19 protein-coding genes are annotated in these 18,988 nt (G+C 38.6%); 8 read left to right on the top strand and 11 right to left on the bottom strand.

Annotated features, from left to right (window positions below):
* The first annotated feature begins 4 nt into the window (after nucleotides 1-4).
* Entirely contained in the window at nucleotides 5-829 is an 825-nt protein-coding gene (locus tag ACZ5L8_RS06665; protein WP_464440486.1) for an SDR family oxidoreductase, read from the top strand.
* Nucleotides 830-838: 9 nt separating this feature from the next.
* Entirely contained in the window at nucleotides 839-2,032 is a 1,194-nt protein-coding gene (uxuA, locus tag ACZ5L8_RS06660; protein WP_464440485.1) for a mannonate dehydratase, read from the top strand.
* A gap of 3 nt (nucleotides 2,033-2,035) precedes the next feature.
* On the opposite strand, the gene ACZ5L8_RS06655 is transcribed toward uxuA, so the two are convergent.
* The 8 genes from ACZ5L8_RS06655 to ACZ5L8_RS06620 are packed head-to-tail and all read right to left on the bottom strand — an operon-like array spanning nucleotide 2,036 to nucleotide 6,390.
* A complete protein-coding gene (locus ACZ5L8_RS06655) occupies nucleotides 2,036-3,439 on the bottom strand; it encodes an amidohydrolase family protein (protein ID WP_464440484.1) in 1,404 nt (467 codons plus the stop codon).
* A 43-nt stretch (nucleotides 3,440-3,482) separates the two neighbouring features.
* Complete coding sequence (locus ACZ5L8_RS06650) at nucleotides 3,483-3,854, bottom strand: iron chaperone (RefSeq protein ID WP_464440483.1); 372 nt, start codon at nucleotides 3,852-3,854, stop codon at nucleotides 3,483-3,485.
* A gap of 4 nt (nucleotides 3,855-3,858) precedes the next feature.
* Nucleotides 3,859-4,278 carry an SRPBCC family protein gene (locus ACZ5L8_RS06645; RefSeq protein WP_464440482.1) on the bottom strand — a complete coding sequence of 140 codons (420 nt, stop codon included), beginning with the start codon at nucleotides 4,276-4,278 and terminating at the stop codon, nucleotides 3,859-3,861.
* A 12-nt stretch (nucleotides 4,279-4,290) separates the two neighbouring features.
* A complete protein-coding gene (locus ACZ5L8_RS06640) occupies nucleotides 4,291-4,662 on the bottom strand; it encodes a DoxX family membrane protein (RefSeq protein WP_464440481.1) in 372 nt (123 codons plus the stop codon).
* Nucleotides 4,663-4,664: 2 nt separating this feature from the next.
* Nucleotides 4,665-5,093: a VOC family protein gene (locus tag ACZ5L8_RS06635; RefSeq protein WP_464440480.1), complete on the bottom strand. Its 429-nt coding sequence runs from the start codon at nucleotides 5,091-5,093 to the stop codon at nucleotides 4,665-4,667.
* A 51-nt stretch (nucleotides 5,094-5,144) separates the two neighbouring features.
* Nucleotides 5,145-5,564 carry a VOC family protein gene (locus ACZ5L8_RS06630; protein WP_464440479.1) on the bottom strand — a complete coding sequence of 140 codons (420 nt, stop codon included), beginning with the start codon at nucleotides 5,562-5,564 and terminating at the stop codon, nucleotides 5,145-5,147.
* 3 nt (nucleotides 5,565-5,567) lie between these two features.
* The gene (locus tag ACZ5L8_RS06625) at nucleotides 5,568-6,044 is read right to left on the bottom strand and encodes a DinB family protein (RefSeq protein ID WP_464440478.1); all 477 of its coding nucleotides are present in this window, start codon (nucleotides 6,042-6,044) and stop codon (nucleotides 5,568-5,570) included.
* Entirely contained in the window at nucleotides 6,037-6,390 is a 354-nt protein-coding gene (locus ACZ5L8_RS06620; protein ID WP_464440477.1) for a nuclear transport factor 2 family protein, read from the bottom strand. The genes ACZ5L8_RS06625 and ACZ5L8_RS06620 overlap by 8 nt, the downstream gene beginning before the upstream one ends.
* 257 nt (nucleotides 6,391-6,647) lie before the next feature.
* On the opposite strand from ACZ5L8_RS06620, the gene ACZ5L8_RS06615 reads away from it, so the two are divergent.
* Nucleotides 6,648-7,550 (top strand): GlxA family transcriptional regulator, encoded by a 903-nt coding sequence (locus tag ACZ5L8_RS06615; protein WP_464440476.1) that lies wholly within the window; start codon nucleotides 6,648-6,650, stop codon nucleotides 7,548-7,550.
* Between the two features lie 48 nt (nucleotides 7,551-7,598).
* A complete protein-coding gene (locus ACZ5L8_RS06610) occupies nucleotides 7,599-7,838 on the top strand; it encodes a Kazal-type serine protease inhibitor domain-containing protein (RefSeq protein WP_464440475.1) in 240 nt (79 codons plus the stop codon).
* An 82-nt stretch (nucleotides 7,839-7,920) separates the two neighbouring features.
* On the opposite strand, the gene ACZ5L8_RS06605 is transcribed toward ACZ5L8_RS06610, so the two are convergent.
* On the bottom strand, nucleotides 7,921-8,466 hold the full coding sequence (locus ACZ5L8_RS06605) for a lipid-binding SYLF domain-containing protein (RefSeq protein WP_464440474.1): 546 nt from the start codon (nucleotides 8,464-8,466) through the stop codon (nucleotides 7,921-7,923).
* Between the two features lie 514 nt (nucleotides 8,467-8,980).
* Between ACZ5L8_RS06605 and ACZ5L8_RS06600 the strand changes: the two genes are divergently transcribed.
* Nucleotides 8,981-10,678 carry an arylsulfatase gene (locus ACZ5L8_RS06600; RefSeq protein WP_464440473.1) on the top strand — a complete coding sequence of 566 codons (1,698 nt, stop codon included), beginning with the start codon at nucleotides 8,981-8,983 and terminating at the stop codon, nucleotides 10,676-10,678.
* 67 nt (nucleotides 10,679-10,745) lie between these two features.
* Here ACZ5L8_RS06600 and ACZ5L8_RS06595 read toward each other — a convergent pair whose 3' ends face one another.
* Complete coding sequence (locus ACZ5L8_RS06595; protein WP_464440472.1) at nucleotides 10,746-12,614, bottom strand: mechanosensitive ion channel domain-containing protein; 1,869 nt, start codon at nucleotides 12,612-12,614, stop codon at nucleotides 10,746-10,748.
* Nucleotides 12,615-12,832: 218 nt separating this feature from the next.
* Between ACZ5L8_RS06595 and ACZ5L8_RS06590 the strand changes: the two genes are divergently transcribed.
* Together ACZ5L8_RS06590 and ACZ5L8_RS06585 are read left to right on the top strand one after the other, a co-directional pair.
* Nucleotides 12,833-13,705 carry a DUF808 domain-containing protein gene (locus ACZ5L8_RS06590; RefSeq protein ID WP_464440471.1) on the top strand — a complete coding sequence of 291 codons (873 nt, stop codon included), beginning with the start codon at nucleotides 12,833-12,835 and terminating at the stop codon, nucleotides 13,703-13,705.
* 159 nt (nucleotides 13,706-13,864) lie between these two features.
* Entirely contained in the window at nucleotides 13,865-15,472 is a 1,608-nt protein-coding gene (locus ACZ5L8_RS06585) for an aryl-sulfate sulfotransferase (RefSeq protein ID WP_464440470.1), read from the top strand.
* Between the two features lie 72 nt (nucleotides 15,473-15,544).
* On the opposite strand, the gene ACZ5L8_RS06580 is transcribed toward ACZ5L8_RS06585, so the two are convergent.
* Nucleotides 15,545-17,821, bottom strand: a complete 2,277-nt coding sequence (locus tag ACZ5L8_RS06580) for a GH92 family glycosyl hydrolase (protein ID WP_464440469.1) — start codon at nucleotides 17,819-17,821, stop codon at nucleotides 15,545-15,547.
* Between the two features lie 505 nt (nucleotides 17,822-18,326).
* On the opposite strand from ACZ5L8_RS06580, the gene ACZ5L8_RS06575 reads away from it, so the two are divergent.
* Complete coding sequence (locus ACZ5L8_RS06575; protein WP_464440468.1) at nucleotides 18,327-18,812, top strand: hypothetical protein; 486 nt, start codon at nucleotides 18,327-18,329, stop codon at nucleotides 18,810-18,812.
* Nucleotides 18,813-18,988 lie beyond the last annotated feature (176 nt).

The following is an 18,988-nucleotide window of genomic DNA, read 5'->3' as shown; positions in this document are numbered from 1 at the left end:
TTATATGAAAGTTGTAGTAATAACGGGAGCTGGCGGAGTGCTGTGCAGTACTTTGGCGGAAGCCCTCGCAAAAGAAGGACATAAAATCGCGGTGCTGGATTTAAAACTGGATGCGGCTACCGCTGTTGCGGAAAAAATAAAGTCAGAAGGCGGTACAGCATTGGCATTATCCGCTGATGTTTTGGACAAAGAATCACTTGAAGCTGCGCAGAAAACCATCACTGAAGAGTTAGGAAAGTGCGATATTTTAATCAATGGAGCAGGAGGGAACCATCCGTTGGCGACAACCTCTCACACGCATTTATCTGAGAGTGATTTAACAAACAAAACAGAAGGACTAAAGACATTTTTTGACCTGGATTTAAAAGGAGTTCAGTTTGTTTTTAACTTGAATTTCCTCGGGACTTTATTGCCCACACAGGTTTTTGCAAACGATATGATGGGAAGAAAAGGCTGTAGCGTGCTCAATATTTCTTCGATGAATGCCTTTACACCACTTACTAAAATCCCGGCGTATAGCGGGGCAAAAGCTGCGGTTTCAAACTTTACACAATGGCTTTCTGTGTATTTGTCAAAAATGGGAATTCGTGTGAATGCGCTTGCTCCCGGATTTTTCTTGACAGAGCAAAACAGGACTTTACTTACAAATCCTGACGGTTCTTTGACCGAGAGAGGAGAAACGATTATCAACCGCACGCCGCTTGAACGTTTTGGGAAACCTGAAGATTTAATCGGGACGACTTTATGGCTTTGTGGTGATGGCGCTGAGTTTGTAACGGGTGTTGTGGTGCCTATCGATGGCGGATTTAATGCGTATAGCGGAGTTTAAAATAGGAATATGAAATTAGGATTAGAACAAACCTGGAGATGGTATGGCCCAAAAGACGGCGTTTCTCTTAAAGATATAAAACAAGCCGGAGCAACCGGCATTGTAACCGCTTTGCACCACATCCCAAATGGTGAAGTATGGAGCATTGAAGAAATTAAAAAACGCAAAGACGCAATTGAAGCCGAAGGTCTTTTTTGGTCAGTTGTGGAGAGCGTGCCGATTCACGAAAACATCAAGACACAGTCTGGAGATTTCAAAAAGTACATTGAGAATTATAAGCAAACCATAACAAACCTTGGCGCTTGCGGCATTGATACCATTTGCTACAATTTTATGCCCGTTTTAGATTGGACGCGCACGGATTTAGATTTTGCAATGCCAGATGATTCTACTGCGCTTCGGTTTGAGAAGGCCGCTTTTGTGGCGTTTGAAGTATATCTTTTAAAACGTCCGGGAGCAGAGGAGAATTACAGTAAGGAGGATTTGGCTGCAGCCAAAAAATATCTAGAGCAATCTACACAAGAAGAACAGAATAAGCTCATCAACAATATTATCGCAGGACTTCCAGGGGCGGAAGAAGGTTACACGCTAGAAGAATTCAATGATATTTTGTCGACGTATAATAATATTGATGCAGCAAAACTGAAAGCACATTTGTTTTACTTTTTGGAACAAATTATCCCTGCGGCTGAAGCTGCTGGCGTGAATATGTGTATTCATCCAGATGACCCGCCGTATCCTATTCTTGGACTTCCACGTGTGGTGAGCACAGAACAAGATATCCTTGATCTATATAAAGCGGTCGATAGCCCGAACAACGGATTGACATTTTGTACAGGTTCATTTGGCGTACGCCCAGATAATGACTTGGCCGCAATGGTCGAGAAGTTAGGAGAGCGCATTCATTTTATTCACTTAAGAAGTACACTGCGCGATGCTGATGGAAACTTCCATGAAGCCAATCATCTTGAGGGCGATGTGGATATGTATGGCGTTATTCTAACCTTATTGAAAGAACAAAGCAAACGCAGTAAAAACGGCAGAAAGGATTTAAGAATGCCTATGCGTCCAGACCACGGTCACAAGATGCTAGACGATTTGAGAAAACAAACCAATCCTGGGTATTCTGCGATTGGCCGTTTGCGTGGTCTTGCAGAATTACGCGGCGTTGAATATGGGATTATTAGAGGTGGTTTAGTTTAGCGATCAGTGTTTGATAGATCGTAGCAAACTATCTAATTCTTTGCGAGGATAAAGATTACCATTTTTTATCACCGTATTGATGTCTTCAGTGTTTTTAATATCCTCTAACGGATTAGTGTTAAGTAAAACAAGATCAGCAATATAATTTTCTTTGATCGCTCCTTGATCACCATCTTTTTTAAGAAATACAGCGCCATTGTAGGCTGATGTTAACAGCACTTCTAAAGGTGATAGGCCAGCGTTTGCAAGTGCTTCCATTTCTTTGTGGATTGAGATCCCTGGATAAGTATAGGAGTTAAAAGCGCCACTATCTGACCCTGCCAAAATAGTCACATCATTTTTACTTAAATTATAAGCTAGATTCCCAAAAAATGAGTCTAGCTTTTTTCGATTTCTGGATGCTTCTGGTGAAGCGCTAAGAGCACCTTTTATTCTGCCTTCATAGGTTTTTTGAATTCCGGGAGACATGTACTTTAAATATTCATCGTTAGTATGATCTTCTTCATCCAGATAACTCAATGTATGGCCTATGTGTAGCGTAGGTATAACTACCACATTGTTTGATCTTAATTTATTGAAAGTACTTTTCGCAACAGCGTCATCATAAGTATTTTGCAGTATTGGCATGGCTTGCCAAAAACCGATCTCACCCTTTAAAAGTTGACCTGTAACTGCGGTTTCTTCGCTTGAACAGCCTTTCATCACATAATAAAGATGTTCAACACCGTCAATTCCTGCGTCAATTGCATCGCTGAGTTCAACGGTAAAAGGCATGTGCCCGGAAGTTATCATATTGCGTCGCTCCGCTTCCTTTATCGCATTGAGATAGGCGTCTTTACTAATGCGACTGTCGTAAAGTTTTATAAAATCTACAGGGATCTTTTGAAGTGAGTCGATAGCGGTTTTAATGTCTTCTTCATTTTCAACTTCTAGAGAGCCGGCCCAAGTAGCATTAGGTCCGTCAATTTTAGGTCCAGAAGTATAAATGGTAGGTCCTATCAATTTATTTGCCGCGATATCTTCTTTCCACTGCATCACAGAAGTTGTAAGATCACCGCCAGCATCGCGCACAGTAGTCACGCCGTTTGCGATAAAGAGTTTTAAGAGCTCTTTGTTTGAAGCGATCAGAGAATCACCACCTCTAAAGTGCACATGATTATCCCAAAATCCCGGAAGTAAATATTTACCTGTTGCATCTATATTTTTTTCTGCAACATAATCATCCACAAGAGAATCTAAGATCTTAACGATCTTGCCATCATTAATATAAACTGAGCGCGTTTGCAGTTCGCCAGAAGAAAAATCAATGAGTTGCGCGTTAGTTATCACAACATCAAAGGTTTGTTTTTTTGAAGTTGAGCAACTCGCTAAGATCAGCATGATGAGTAAAAGGGGAAAATATCTCATGGGTAGTATTTGTAAACGCTAAAAATACTACATAAACCCTAATCTATATATTGAGTTCTTCCATGCGGGTGCGCACCATTGCGATAATTACATCTTTGGGCAACGGCTCATTTAAAGGAAATTGTACCGATCCTTTCCCGGATTTATAAGAGCTTAATTCTTTTGAAAACTTTGAGATAATGCTGGGCGTAGGATAAAATCCTACATGTTTTTCATAGCCCGCAATCATAATTTGTTTGTCCCTTTTACCACCTTTGATCAATGCATACGCAGGGATATTATAATTGATAAGCTCTGTCGTATGTGGAGCAGCTTCAAGAATGTAACTTTTTAATTCTAGTAATTTTAAAAGCAGACTTTCGGGTAGGGAGTCAAAATAGTCATCCGCACTTTTAAACTGAACGTCATTTCTCATAGGTTCAATTATTCTCGGTGTACTTCTTAAAATTGTCAAGAATCGCTTGCCAGCCCTGCTGCTGCATTTCTACTGGATTTTCATTCTCGGCCTCAAAGGTTTCAATGATGGTTGTTTTTTCGTTCGCTTCCGCGAAAACTACGCTTACCTTACGGTTGTCATCCAATGTGTAGGTTAGCTTTTCCTTTTCTACTACTTCGTCATAAGTCCCACCAAAATCAAAACCGAAACTTCCATCTTTAGCTTCCATTCTAAAGGTAAACTTGCCGCCTTCTTTAACTTCGTTTTCTGCTTTTGGCGTATGCCAATCATCGCTGGGAGAATTCCATTTTATGATGTGTTCTGGCGCTGTCCAGTAGTTCCATACTTTATCGATATCAGCGTTTATTGTGGTTTCGATCTTGATTTCAGTGGGATTGCTCATAATAAGATGTTTTTAAAATAATGGTGCGTATTTCTTGCGGTTGTCAATTAGAATCCAGATCAGGATGGCCCAAATCACCAAAGCAATTATTAATCCTGACGTATCCACTACCGAATTGGTTAAAAAGATTCCCACTGCAACAGGGAAAATAATCAAAGCTCCTAGGGCTCTTGTTTTTGGGATGATGATAAGAATTCCTGCGGCAATTTCGGCGACAGCCACAAGAGGCAACAGCCATTCAATTTCTACAAAAGCCGCAAAGTCATTTGCCAATGCTTCTGGCATATCCTCGGGCATGGGCATGTAATGCAAGAACTTGTCGAGGCCGCCATTGATGAACAGCAGGCCCATAAGGGCAGATAGAATGTTAAGTACGATTTTCATTTTTAGTTGTTTTCGTTATGGTTTATCATCCAGCACACGCCGAATTTATCCTTAAAGCTACCAAAATAATCGCCCCAAAATTGATCTTCCATGGGCATTTCTATAGAACCGCCTTCTGAAAGGCCTGCAAAGATCCTATCGGCCTCTTCACGACTCTCAGGATGCAGGGAAATGTAGTTGTTATTACCCATTTGCAGCGTTTGCCCCATAGATGGGCAAATGTCTGATGCCATGAGGACTGACCCATTTTTTCCTATAGGAAGTGAAATGTGCATGATCCTTTCTTTTTCATCATCTGGAAGTTGGTCCGCAAGTCCGGGAGCATCCTTCATTTTCATAACCATGCGGAATTCACCGCCAAAGGTCTTTTTGTAGAACTCAAAAGCTTCTTCGGCCTGGCCGTTAAAGTTTAGATAGGGTTGTGCGATCATATGATTGGTTTTTATGTTTATAACTGTTCGTTTTTTGACTCTTTTTATTATTTATCCCATTTTGGTTATATCCATATATAGCATTCCCCAGCGGTGGCCATCAATGTCAGCAAAACCTATTAAGTACATCCATCCATCAACTTCTTGAGGTTTTGCAAAAACATTTCCGCCAGCATCTTCAACCATCTGTGAAAACTCATCCACATATTCACGTGAGGGCGCATCAAGGTTTAAAAATACCTCGGTAGCCTTCGCGGTATCACACACGGGATTATTTGCAAAGTGAGCAAACCTATCTTCTTTAAAAAGCATTAGAACAGTTTTGTTCTCATCAATGAAAAAGCTTGCAAACTCATCACCGCCACTATGTTTTTCATTCTCGATAAAACCTAGATCTTTAAAGAATTTTCGGGATTTGGCGACATCTTTTACAGGAAGGTTGACCCAGAAGGTCTTTACTTTATTTTTCATGGTTTATGGATTGATTAATTTTTTTACTAGTGTTATTTGACCCAGATGGTAAACATCATGCTGAATGATACCTTCCAGCAGATATTCAATTGAATACGTTCTTGTGGGGACTTTTTGATTCAATATAGAATCCTGTGAAGATTGTAGAATGGAGAGGATATTTGATTGCGTTTCTTTTAGCTTTCGCAAAAGCGACTCCCACTCTTGCTCTGTGGTTATTGTAATTTCCTTCCAGTCATTTGCATCATTCTGCTGAACATTAAAAGAATCGTCACCCTGAAGACTTTTAATGGCAAATTCGCGCCAGGTAATCATATGTAGCACGATACGTGCGATGGAATTAAAATGTTCTCTAGGAATCTTGTTCACATCGTCAATATTCAAGTTTTCTAGGACATCCATAATTGATTCGCCATACCACGGGTCGTCCTGGAAAACTTGATTGAGTCGTTTGCTTATATCCTGGAGCTTATTATTCATTCTTTAAACTGATAATATAAGATTGCAATTGTTTCACTTTAGGGTTTTTAAAGCCAGATAACTTATAGATGTCACTGTAAGCGTATTGTTTTTTGTCGGGCATCGTTATGATACCGTTCACTGCTGCCATATCTCCATGGGTGATGATCTTGTCAACCTTCAAAATCACCTTAGCATCAGATGCCATTGTCTTGATTTCTTTGCTAAATGCCTCCTTGCCAATGATCTTTTTGTCCCCATAAATCGTCCATTCAATATCATCTGTGACACTATCGATTATGAATTTTGTATTGCTTTTGGCGAAAGCCTCATTGAATTTATGCAGGAATTTTGCTTTCTCAGTCATTGTGTTTTATTTCAATAAGTTATGGTTCTTAAAATGTGGCGATAATCAAGAACAATCCAAAGATAATCGGAATAATGATGTTTTAAAATGTGTGAATCCGACAATAGTAGGGGTTGATTACGACAACGATTAAGTTTACCTTTAGCTTACATTATATCAATCAATTAATTGTATAACCGATGAAACATGTTTCACTTTTAGTTCCCAAGGGAGATGCTAGTTTAAGCAATCTAGAGGCCACACATAAAATGTTTAATATGGCTAACCAAACCCTGCAAAAAATGGGTCAGGGGCCGTTATTTAACGTTCAGCTTGTCTCAATGGATGACGAGGTGCAAAAATGTTATGGGATCTTTACAATTCAGCCAGACGCGACAATTGACAGTATAACAAAAACCGATTTGATAATGATTCCTGCGGTGCATGGTGACAGTAAAAAAGTCATGGAAGATAACCAAAGGTTTATCCCATGGATCAATAAGCATTATCAAAATGGAGCCGAGGTTGCTAGCTTTTGTATCGGAGCTTTTTTACTTGCCGCAACGGGATTGCTGGATGGTAAGAATTGTGCCACGCATTGGCTTTCGGCAGATGATTTTAGAAAAATGTATCCTCAAGTAAACCTTCTAGATGATAAGATCTTAACCGATGAAAATGGGATTTATACCAGTGGTGGTGCTTATTCATCATTGAATCTTAATCTCTATCTGATTGAAAAATATGCGGGAAGGGACCTTGCCGTTCTATCTTCAAAGATCTTTGAACTTGACATGGGCAGAGTTACTCAATCCCCATTTATAATCTTTAAAGGTCAAAAAGCGCATGAAGACAAGGAGATACTTGACGTGCAATTGTACATTGAGAAGAATTATGAAAAGAAACTGTCAGTTGATGAACTATGCGAAAATATGGCCGTAAGCCGTAGGACCTTTGAGCGAAGATTTAAGGGAGCAACCTCTAATACCGTGATAGAATATATTCAACGTGTACGTGTTGAGGCGGCAAAGAAAGCCCTAGAAAATCAACTAGTAGGTGTAAACGAGGTTATGTACAGTGTAGGATACAATGACCCTAAAGCCTTTAGAACTGTTTTTAAAAAAATAACCGGGCTTACGCCAAATGATTATCAGCATAAGTTTGTGGGGAATATGGTAGCCTAGCTTTTATCTAAAGGATTTTATGCGCAACTTTGGGTAAAAATCAAACAAATGAAAAAGATAGTTTTAACGCTAAGTATTTTTGGCGCAAGCCTAATGATCACCAGTTGCGGCACTTCGCAGAGTGACAGTGATTGTATTGACGAATCTAAGATTAATGAAGATGGCATTTGCACAATGATCTATAAGCCGGTGTGTGGATGTGATGGTAAAACGTATAGCAATGAATGTGTTGCGGGTAATAAAGGTGTTACCTCGTGGACAGAGGGTGAATGCCCAGATGCACAGTAAAAAGAAATGCCCTCGGGAGACCGAGGGCAGATCTGAAATTGGATTTTGTTAGTGGGTAAGGGTAATTAAGGTTATGAGTATTTTATCTCGCTCCTAGAGTTGACTCAAAGTTGAAGCTTTGTCCGCTTACAGATTTGTTTGCTTCAGCGACAACCATTACACCGTTAGTGTACTCTGGAGTGAATTTTTTATTCTCGTTAAGAACCACTGCAGCAGCTGTGTTGCTTAATTGCAGTTGGTCATTTTGAAAATTCTCTGTTGCTTCGTCTGTTTCAAAAAATATAACTTCGTTAGAACCAGCGATTTTTTTGCTTCCTCTGTTGTGTTCTGTAATTCCTACAGCAATACCGTTTTCAAAAAGAATTCCTTTTCCTTCTGCATCATTTTTAGGGAAAACAACATAAGAATCTGATATAGCAAAGTATAATTGGATCTCCGGGTTTGCATCAATGATCTCTGCTTTTGCGTCTAGAGCCTCTTGCACTAATGCGTCTGTCTCATTTTTAGAGTATTCATGACGATCAGCATTTTGATTCCAGTTAGGACCTTGAGCATTTGCAGCGATTGAGAATCCAATAAAAGTTAAACCGAACAAAATCGATTTACTAAGCGTAGGTAGTGTTTTCATTAGGGGGATATAAGATTATTAAAACAGGGCAAAATTAAATAATGTACAAGTAATTAATTGTTAAATTCTTACAAATTTTTAATTTTCCACTTGTAAAAAATGACATTAACGTCTCTATGCCCGATTTTACTGCCTTTCAACGAATGTTAAATTTAACTTGCTTTAAAATAATTATTTACGGTTATTAAATAGTTTGAAAAGTAATTCAAATGGATAATTAATAAGAGATTACGAATTTGGATAATACAGATTTTCTTGCTGATTAAGAGATTGTTTGCTTTGTGTTGTAATACTATGCTTACATTTTAAATTTTATGTTGTGTTTTTTAGATTTTGATATTAATTCTTCAAAGAAAAACGAATACGATTGAGAATCATTTTTCGGCTATTTTTGCATAGAATCTTTAATTTCTAGGTACCAATAAATATGCTATTTTTATAAACGTAATAATTACACTTATTTGATTTTTGTTTTGATCAACTTATACGTGTAGTGCCATTTAACTTTAAGAATATGCATAAAATAGTACGCACAGGAATTACTGTGTTATCATTAGCAGCACTTTTAAGCTGTAAGTCTACAAAGGATGAGAGTAAAAAGGATGCTTCTAAAGATCAGCGACCTAATATCGTGTTGATCTTAGCAGATGATCTGGGTTACTCAGATCTAGGTTGTTATGGTGGAGAAGTAGATACTCCTTATTTAAATTTCATGGCGCAAAACGGGATGCGTTTTTCTCAATTCTATAATACTTCAAGGTGTTGTCCTAGTAGAGCTTCTCTTCTTACAGGGCTTTACAACCATGAGGCAGGAATTGGTGAAATGACCACAGATAGAAATCTACCGGGTTACAGAGGTCATATCACAGAAAATGCGGTGACACTTGCAGAAGTGCTTAAAGAAGCTGGCTATCACACAGGGATGACAGGTAAATGGCACGTGTCTAACACGGTTGTACAAAATACACCTGAGAAGCAGTTGAACTGGTTAAACCATCAGGAAGAGCACCCTTTATTTTCTCCAGAAGAGCAATATCCTACAAACCGTGGGTTTGATAAATACTTCGGGAATATCTGGGGAGTTGTAGATTTTTTCGATCCGTTTAGCCTTGTGAGCGGTACAGAAGCCATTACAGAAGTACCAGATGATTACTATCACACAGATGCAATAAGTGATACAACGGTGGCTTATATCAAGGAATTTAGTCAAGATGACAAGCCATTTTTTCTATATGTAGCAGAGACGGCACCACACTGGCCTTTACATGCGCTTCCAGAAGATATAGAGAAATATAAAGACACCTATAAAGAAGGTTGGCAAAGCATTCGCGAAAAGCGTTACGCGAGAATGGTTGAACTTGGTCTATTAGACGAGGCTACAGCCAAATTATCTGAGCGTTGGAACGACGATCTGAGTTGGGAAGACAATCCGCATAAAGAATTTGATGCGCGTGCTATGGCAGTTCATGCTGCGATGATAGATCGCATGGATCAGGGAATAGGAAGAATCATCGAAGCATTAAAAGAGTCGGGCGAATTAGATAATACGCTCATTGTTTTCTTGAGTGATAACGGTGCCAGCCCAGAAAGTTCTGCGGGTTACGGTCCTGGATTTGACAGACCAAGTCAAACGCGCGAAGGTGAGAAAGTGTCTTATTCTACAGAGAAAGACGTGATGCCTGGTCCAGAAACTACGTTCTTTTCGATAGGGCAGCGCTGGGCAAATGTTGCAAATACGCCATTTAGGTTATGGAAGGCAGAATCCTTTGAAGGTGGTGTACACACCCCAATGATCGCTTACTGGCCGAAAGGTTTAACAGCAGACAAGGGAACCATCACTCCGCAAGTTGCCCACGTTATGGACATCATGCCTACGGTAGTTGAACTTGCAGATGCAAAATATCCTGAAACCTTTAATGGTAACGAGATCACTCCTGTGCAAGGGTTAAGTCTTGTACCAGTTTTTAAGGGAGAAACTAGAGCAGGTCATGACATGGTTTTCAATGAGCATTACGGAGCAAAATATGCACGTTCTGGTGATTGGAAGTTGGTTCAGCGTTCTGGTGGTGATCAAACTTGGTTCTTGTACAATCTTGCAGAAGACCCAACTGAGACTAACGATCTTGCTATAGATAATGCAGATAAAGTAAAGGAGCTAGAGACTAAATGGCAAGAATGGGCAGAATCTCATAATGTATTGCCTAAACGATAAGAGATTTTTTTTGGCTGCAGCCAAAAGAACAAAAGCCTGTAAGTTATACTGCTTACAGGCTTTTTTTTTATTCTTTGTCTTTATTCACCTTAATATTAAAATTAGGCACTTTATAATCTGGCGGTAAATAATCTGCCGGAATAGTGATCATATTCCCATCGCGAACAGCGCGGTAATGTGGCGATAGAATCTCGACATCACCTTCATTAAACGCATCCTGAATATTCGCATGTAACTGACTGTAAATCTTTGCAGCAATGCCCGCTTGATCTGTATATGCGTTGATCTGATAGCTCACATAAAAATCATCAAGACTGGTTTGTAGAACAAAAGGTTTAGGCTCTTGTTTTACATGGTCTGTCTTTAGCGCAGCGCTTATAAGCAATTCATGCACATTGCGCCACGGCACGTCATAACCTATGGTAACCGTACTGCTAAGAATAAGACCTCTGCTCTGTGCGCTAGAACTATAGTTTACCGTATTCCCGTTTAAGATCGAACTGTTTGGGATGGTGACATCTTCATTTTTAATGGTTCTAAGGCGAGTAACAAGCATTGTTTTTTCGACAACATCGCCTACTGTATCACCAATTTTTACGCGTTCACCAATTTTAAAAGCACGCATATATGTAATTACGAGTCCGGCGATAATATTGCTTATCGCAGAAGAAGATCCTAGCGAGAACAAAATACCCAGAAATACACTTACACCTTTAAAAACATCAGAGTCACTTCCCGGCAAATACGGAAAGATCATCACAAATGAAAAGGCGTAAATAATGATCTTAAGCAGGTTATACGTAGGATTTGCCCAATCTGGATAAAAACCCGGAAGTTGCAACTTGCCCGTTTCGACCTCGCTGGCAAGAAACTTCAGGAATTTTACAAAATATCTTGTCAGGAAAAGGATAACAACAATGGTTATCATCTCTGGTATATACCCAAGAACCGAAACTCCAAATGCTTTAAGCGGATCAAGCACATAGCCCAAAAGAGTACTTGCCATACCTGTAGTCGCAGGAAAAATACTAAAAACAACAGGCAACGTGAGATAAACTACAATTAGGATAAAGAACCATTTAAGCATCTTAAGCAACCAGCGTAGTAATTGTTCTTCTCGCTCTTGCGAAAGGAACTCATAGTTCTTCAATTTTACGCCGTTTATAAAGCGTTTACCTTTTTTCAGCAGCCATTGATTAAACCATGTAAACCCTTTGTGCGTGAATTTTATGATGATAAAGAGTACTACAAGAACAAATAGCAATAGGCCAATGCGCTTAAGAGAAGTCCACAAACTTGTATTGTCTTTATACGCTTCAATACTTGCAATGATCGCAGCTTGATAATCGTTAACAACCTCAAGCGGAGATTTATCTAACCAAAACGCATCGCGGCTAGTCACACTAAGGATCATAAGATCATCATGAATAAGATCTACACTCTCTTCATTCTCTAGAATTCTAAATTTTTCTTCGTCATACAAATGCTCATCAACAAGCATTTCTATTTTTTTAGAAATAGTTTTTGCTCTATCGCTTGCGCTAAAAGGACCCAGCTTTGCGTGCACAAAAAAGATGGTGTCATTAAAAACGGTAACAGGAATACCTGGTGTTTTAGTTTTAAGAGAATCTACTTGACGTTTTATGCGTGTATTTCTTTCTTGCTGTGCTAATGTAAGAGAATCAAGTTGTGCCTTAAGTTCTTCTTTGCGTTGCGTGTCACTCGCTCTTAGTTCTTCAATTTGCTTAAGAAGTGCTTGCTGCTGAAGACTATCAGACAGATGTAAAGAGTCTGCTGCGGTAATGATCCTTTCAGAATACTCAAGGTTAGACTGTGCAAGACTATCTTGAATGGCAATGGCGGTAGAGTCTTGTTGCGCAGTTATTTTGGCGCAAAGCCCTATAAAGAAAAATAGATATAATACGTTTTTAATCAATGTCTTAAATGTTGTGTTTGGTGTTTTTAAAACGAGGTGCAATTATATGTAAAAGAAGTATACAAACTCTTGATAAAATGCAGTTTAGAAAATCATTTTTAAATTAAAGTTTACAAGATAGTAATGCTGCATGAAGAATTTTAGCATTTTTTTGAAATTTGGTTAGTCTATCAATTTGTTAAATACGCTTATCTTGCCTGTCTAACCAATTATACTTTATGGCTTCAGGATTTTTTGCGCTACTGGATGATATCGCTTCATTGATGGATGATGTGGCAACAATGGGAAAAGTAGCGGGTAAAAAAACAGCTGGGATCTTAGGAGATGATCTTGCAGTAAATGCAGAAAAAGCTTCAGGTTTTGTGTCTTCTCGTGAGTTACCCGTTTTGTGGGCGATCACAAAGGGTTCTTTACTTAATAAATTGATCATTTTACCCGTGGCATTTTTATTAAGTGCCTTTGTTCCTGTCGCAATTACTGTGATCTTAATAATCGGCGGACTGTATCTGGCGTATGAAGGAGTAGAGAAGATCTATGAGTTTTTCTTTCCGCATGCGCATGAAAGTGCTTCGATAAATGATAAAGATCTAAGTAAAGAAGAGATACTTGAACTAGAGAAAGAGAAGGTGAAGTCGGCTATTTTAACTGATTTTATTCTCTCTGTTGAGATCGTGATCATTGCTCTGGGCACTGTTACCGGCGAAGCATTAGCCACGCAAATAATGGTGGTTACGCTAATCGCACTGGTGGCGACTATAGGAGTTTATGGTATTGTAGCGCTTATTGTGCGTATGGATGAATTTGGTTTAAAACTCATAAACCTTAATGAGCAAGATGACAGCTTTTCAGATAAAGTAGGCCGACTGCTAGTAAGTGCGTTGCCAAAAGTGATCAAAAGTCTCTCTGTAATAGGAACGATCGCGCTGCTAATGGTTTCTGGTGGGATATTTGTGCATAATCTAGAATTTATGCATCATCTTGAAGAAGCAATTCACATTCCCGGGATTTTATTTGAGATGCTCGCTGGGCTTATCGTAGGAGCTGTTGTTGTAGCAATTGTAAAGGGAATAACTTCTTTAATTAAAAAGTAATAGCATTTAAATATATAGAACGAAAAAGCCTGCTCTATCTGAGCAGGCTTTTTTATGCGCCTTAAATAGTAAAAACTTTAAATCGATTTAGGTAAAAGCCTTGCTAATATTTAAGATTTGCGTTAATGGGTAATCAATTATATTTGCAAAAAGAGTACTATGAAAACACCTCTACTATTGCTATTTTTTATTATCACAACACTATCGTTTGCCCAAGAAACGGTAGGTTTAGTTTATGATAATACAAACAGAGAAAAATCTGAAGGATACACCTTATTTACAGCGCTTAATGATGACAGAACATTTCTGATCAATAATTGTGGAGAAGTTGTAAATGAGTGGACAAGCACCTGGGGAAATGCTCCCAATCAAAAAAGTAGAATGGTCTACCTTCTTGAAAACGGGAATATTATGATAGGTAGTGGCCTAGACGTAGAAATACGTGATTGGGACAATAATAAGATCTGGGGTATAAATTATCAGCAGAAACTGGGCTTTAGAATTCACCATGATATAGAGCCTCTTCCCAATGGAAATTTTTTAGTACTTGTAAGAGACTCTAGAACAAGTACAGAGATGTTTGCTGCTGGTATGGATACTTCATATCCAGAAGATACATATGTTCTTGAAAGAATAGTAGAGATCAAACCTATAGGTACAGATGATGCTTCAATAGTATGGGAGTGGAAACTCTTTGACCATCTTGTGCAGGAATTTGATAATACAAAACCTAATTATGGTCAAGTTTCTAGTAATCCTCAATTATTAGATATGAATTATGATGCAGGTCATGGTTCTAACCCTATACATGCAAATGCTGTAGAATACAACGCAGAGCTTGATCAAATAGCAGTATCTGCAAGACACCTTAGCGAAGTATTTATTATTGATCACAGTACAACCACAGAAGAAGCCGCAACGCATACTGGTGGTAATTCTAATAAAGGAGGAGATCTTTTATGGAGATGGGGTAATCCAGAAGTTTTTGATAAAGGTACGGCAGATGATAGAAAATTAGGAGAACAACATGATATTAAATGGATAGAAGAGGGGCCTCATAAAGACAAACTATCAGTTTTTTCTAATTATGGGTATGGTTCTGATCATGAAGCATCCTCTATACACATTTTAACTCCAGTATTTACAAATGGCGCTTACGCGATGAATGCGGGTAAATTCTTGCCTGCAGATTACACCTGGTCTTATGATGGTACCATAATGGGCGAAGTAGTTTATGAACCCAGTAGGAGTGGAGTGCAGATCATGAGTAATGGTAATGCGCTGATCAATGAAACCGGTAAAGGGCGTATTTCAGAAGTTGACGCTAATGGTAATCTAGTATGGGTTTATATAATCCCTACAGCGAGTAACAGTACCTTTGATCAATTTGAAGATCCCATAGGTAATGAAGCCTTTCGTGCTCATAGATATGCAACAGATTTCTCAGGTTTTGATAACGTAACTTTTGTAAATCAAGGGATCATAGAAAACGAGAACACAATATCTCAAAACTGTTCAGAATCTTTATCTGTTACTAATTTTGAGTTAAGTAGCGTGAATATATATCCTAACCCAGTAAGTGATATTATCAATATCCATGCTTTAGATAAGATCGACCTTCTTGAGCTTTATGACCTTTCAGGAAAATTGTTGATCAAGCGTAAGGATGCAAATTCACTTGATCTCAATGCATTTTCTAATGGAATCTATTTACTCAAGATCTCAGCGAATAACACCTCTCAAATTCATAAGATCATAAAGAATTAGATTTTAAACATTTAATAAAAAAGCCTGCTCGATCTGAGCAGGCTTTCTTGTTTTTTATCACTTCAGTGAAAATTACTCATCCGTAAGCGAGTAGGGCATATCTGCCTCTTCAGTTCCTCGAACTTCGTTAGGAGTAGCTGACATATCAAAGTTTAGCGTACCGCCATTGATCAATGTGTTGTGCTCAATAAAGTTTTTAGTATATGTCTTGCCGTTAAGCTGAGCAGACTCTATGTATCTGTTGGTCTCACTGTTATTCTTTGATGTGATCACAAAATCCTTGTTATCATCAAAGTGAATGGTAACCTTATCAAATAATGGAGAACCTACAATATATTGGTTAGTCCCTGGTGTCACCGAATAAAAGCCCATCGCCGAGAAAACATACCATGCCGATGTCTGACCATTATCTTCATCACCACAATACCCATCAGGAGTTGCGTGATACAGCTTATCCATGGTTTCTCTTACCCAATATTGCGTTTTCCACGGTTGCCCGGCAAAGTTGTACAGATAGTTCATGTGCTGTATGGGTTGATTACCATGAGCATATTGCCCCATGTTCACCACTTGCATTTCGCGCATTTCATGCACAAGGTCTTTAGGTTTTTCGCTTCCGCCAAAAGTAGGAGGCATCAAGAAAACCGAGTCTAATTTTGATACGAATTTCTCCTTACCGCCCATCAAGTCTATCAGTCCGTCGATATCATGGAAAACAGACCAAGTGTAATGCCAGCTGTTACCTTCAGTAAAGGCATCCCACCAGCTTACCGGTTTAAAGTTTGAAGGAAAAGAACCATCCTTATTCCTTCCACTCATCATATTAAATTCTTTGTTGAAGGTCTTTGTGTAGTTAAGACTTCTTTCGCGGTACAGCTTAAGCTCTTTTTTAGGTCTTTTTAGCGCTTTTCCCATCTGGTAGATACACCAGTCGTCATAGGCGTATTCTAAAGTACGAGAAGCATTGTCACGTATTCCTACGTCATAAGGCACGTAGCCTAACTCGTTATACAATTCATACCCCAATCTTCCGGTAGAAGAAATATGTGGATGGCTGCTATTAGCGCCGTGCAACATGCCTTTATACATTTCTTCAGCATTCTCTTTAATAAGCCCTTTTTTAAAGGCATCATAGATCACGGCGGCAGAGTTATTACCCACCATACTTTCACGGTGACCAGGACTTGCCCATTCTGGGAAAAAACCACTCTCGCGATATGTGTTCAACAATCCTTTTTGAATGTTTTCTCCTATCTCAGGATACACAAGATTCACATAAGGAATAAGTGAACGGAAGGTGTCCCAAAAACCCGTATCAGTAAACATGTACCCAGGCAAAACCTCTCCGTTAAACGGACTGTAGTGTACAATCTCGCCTTTTGCGTTGTATTCATAAAACTTTCTTGGGAAAAGCACCGTGCGGTATTGCGCAGAGTAAAATGTTTTCAGGTTTTCTTTATTATCATCTTCAACCTCGATCTTTCCTAGAGTTTCATTCCATGCTTTTTTACTTTGAGCTACATTTTCATCAAAGGTTGACTTTAGTTCTTTCAGGTTAAGTTCTGCCTGCTCATAACTTATAAAAGATGATGCAACTTTAGCATGAACCACTTCGCCATCTTTGGTTGAAAAACCAATAATTGCACCAGAATGATTTGTTGCAGACTCTAGCTCATTTTCTACGATCTCTCTTTCTTTGGCTACAGCCTTATACTCAAAATCCTTATCAAACTCAATCACAAAATAGTTCTTGAAATTCTCAGGAACGCCGCCACTGTTTTTTGTAGTGTACCCTATTATTTTGCGCTCTTCTGGCAAGATCTTCACATAAGAACCATTGTCAAAAGCATCAACGATGATGTATGAATTGTCCTGCTGTGAGAAGGTAAACTTAAACATCGCCGCACGCTCTGAGGTAGTAAATTCGGTCACAACATCGTAGTCAGAAAGGTAGACCTTGTAGTAATACGGTTTTGCAATCTCAGTCTTGTGGCTGAACCAACTTTTGCGGTCTTCCTGGTCAAAAACCACCTTCCCGGTAATGGGCATTAATGAAAACTGACCGTAATCGTTGATCCAAGGGCTGGGTTGATGTGTTTGTTTAAATCCGCGTATTTCATCGGCATCATAAGTGTAGGCCCAACCGTCACCCATTTTGCCGGTTTGTGGCATCCAGAAATTCATACCCCAAGGCATAGCGATCGCAGGGTAGGTGTTACCGTTAGAAAGTCTAAACTTAGAATCTGTACCCATAAGCGGGTTTACGAAATCCACGACGTCTGTGGTTTGTCCAAATGTTTTGAGCACTGAAATGCACAAACAAAATAAAAGGACCATATTTTTTTTCATATTGTGAAAAATAAGCTTTGGTTAAAGAATATTTCCAAATATAAGTAAAACGATTTAGTAATTGTTAATTTTTTATGATTAAGCACTAGAATATGATTTTCAGTCTATTCAAGTTATTCTAAAATGCTATTGAGATTTAAGTTTAGAATACTCTTAATTATAACGCTTACGCGAAAAGGTGATGTATAGAATTCATGGAGTGGAATAGGTGTGATCTTAGATAAAATTTAGGTTTTATGTGTATTAAATATAGTTTATGTAATTTCCATACACTATCCATACACTATCCATACACTATCCATACACTATCCATACACTATCCATACACTATCTATGCTATAACTATGCTATAACTATGTAGTAACTGGTTAAAGGGATAAAATTATATATGAGGATAAAAAACTGCGGATATCCCGACTATATAGTGTGATATCTGTTATATTTATGCGGATATAACAAGTTGCCAGCAAGTTAAACAAAACCATGTGCGAATTGAAAATCTGAAATGAAAAGAATAATATGCCTACTTATTTTAGCGACTTTGATAAGTTGCAGATATTTCAATGTTAGCCCAGTAAATGGAATTACAACAAAAAATCTGACTGAAAAGCCGACTCAAGCGGAAATGATTGGAACTTGGGAAGTTGATAAATTCAGTTATGAATTAAACGAAGAAAAAGGCTACGAAAAGAAAAAAATTAAACTGAACCTCAAGGACAATGGAACTTTCTCAATAACGAACTTACCGAATTATGTAAATGTTTTTGACCAAACCGAACAAAAATTCGTGAATACAAGCGGAACTTGGAAAATTGGAAAGGACTTTAAAGGAGAAAAATGGGTTCTGAATATTCGATTTGACAAAAGCAACTTGTATGAAGATGGAATGTCGACCTATTACGATTTATATTTGCAAGATGACGGAATTATAATCTGGAATTTTATTGGAGACCCAGATTCCGGAGAAAGATTTTTATATAGAAAAAAGTAAAAAAAACCAGCTGGCAACAATGGCTATAAACAATTGCTATTACAGGCTCATCCTGAAAATTCCTGCGGAATTTTCAGCTCGTCGTGTACTTGCAAAAGTCCGTGCTAACCCACGCAACTGTTCATAGCCGAGACCGTTGTAACACATTTACGTAACAAACAACGGAACATTAATTA

This window comes from Leeuwenhoekiella obamensis (assembly GCF_055391795.1).
The sequence above is the reverse complement of the archived record's forward strand: the minus strand, read 5'-3'. Positions and strand labels throughout refer to the sequence as shown.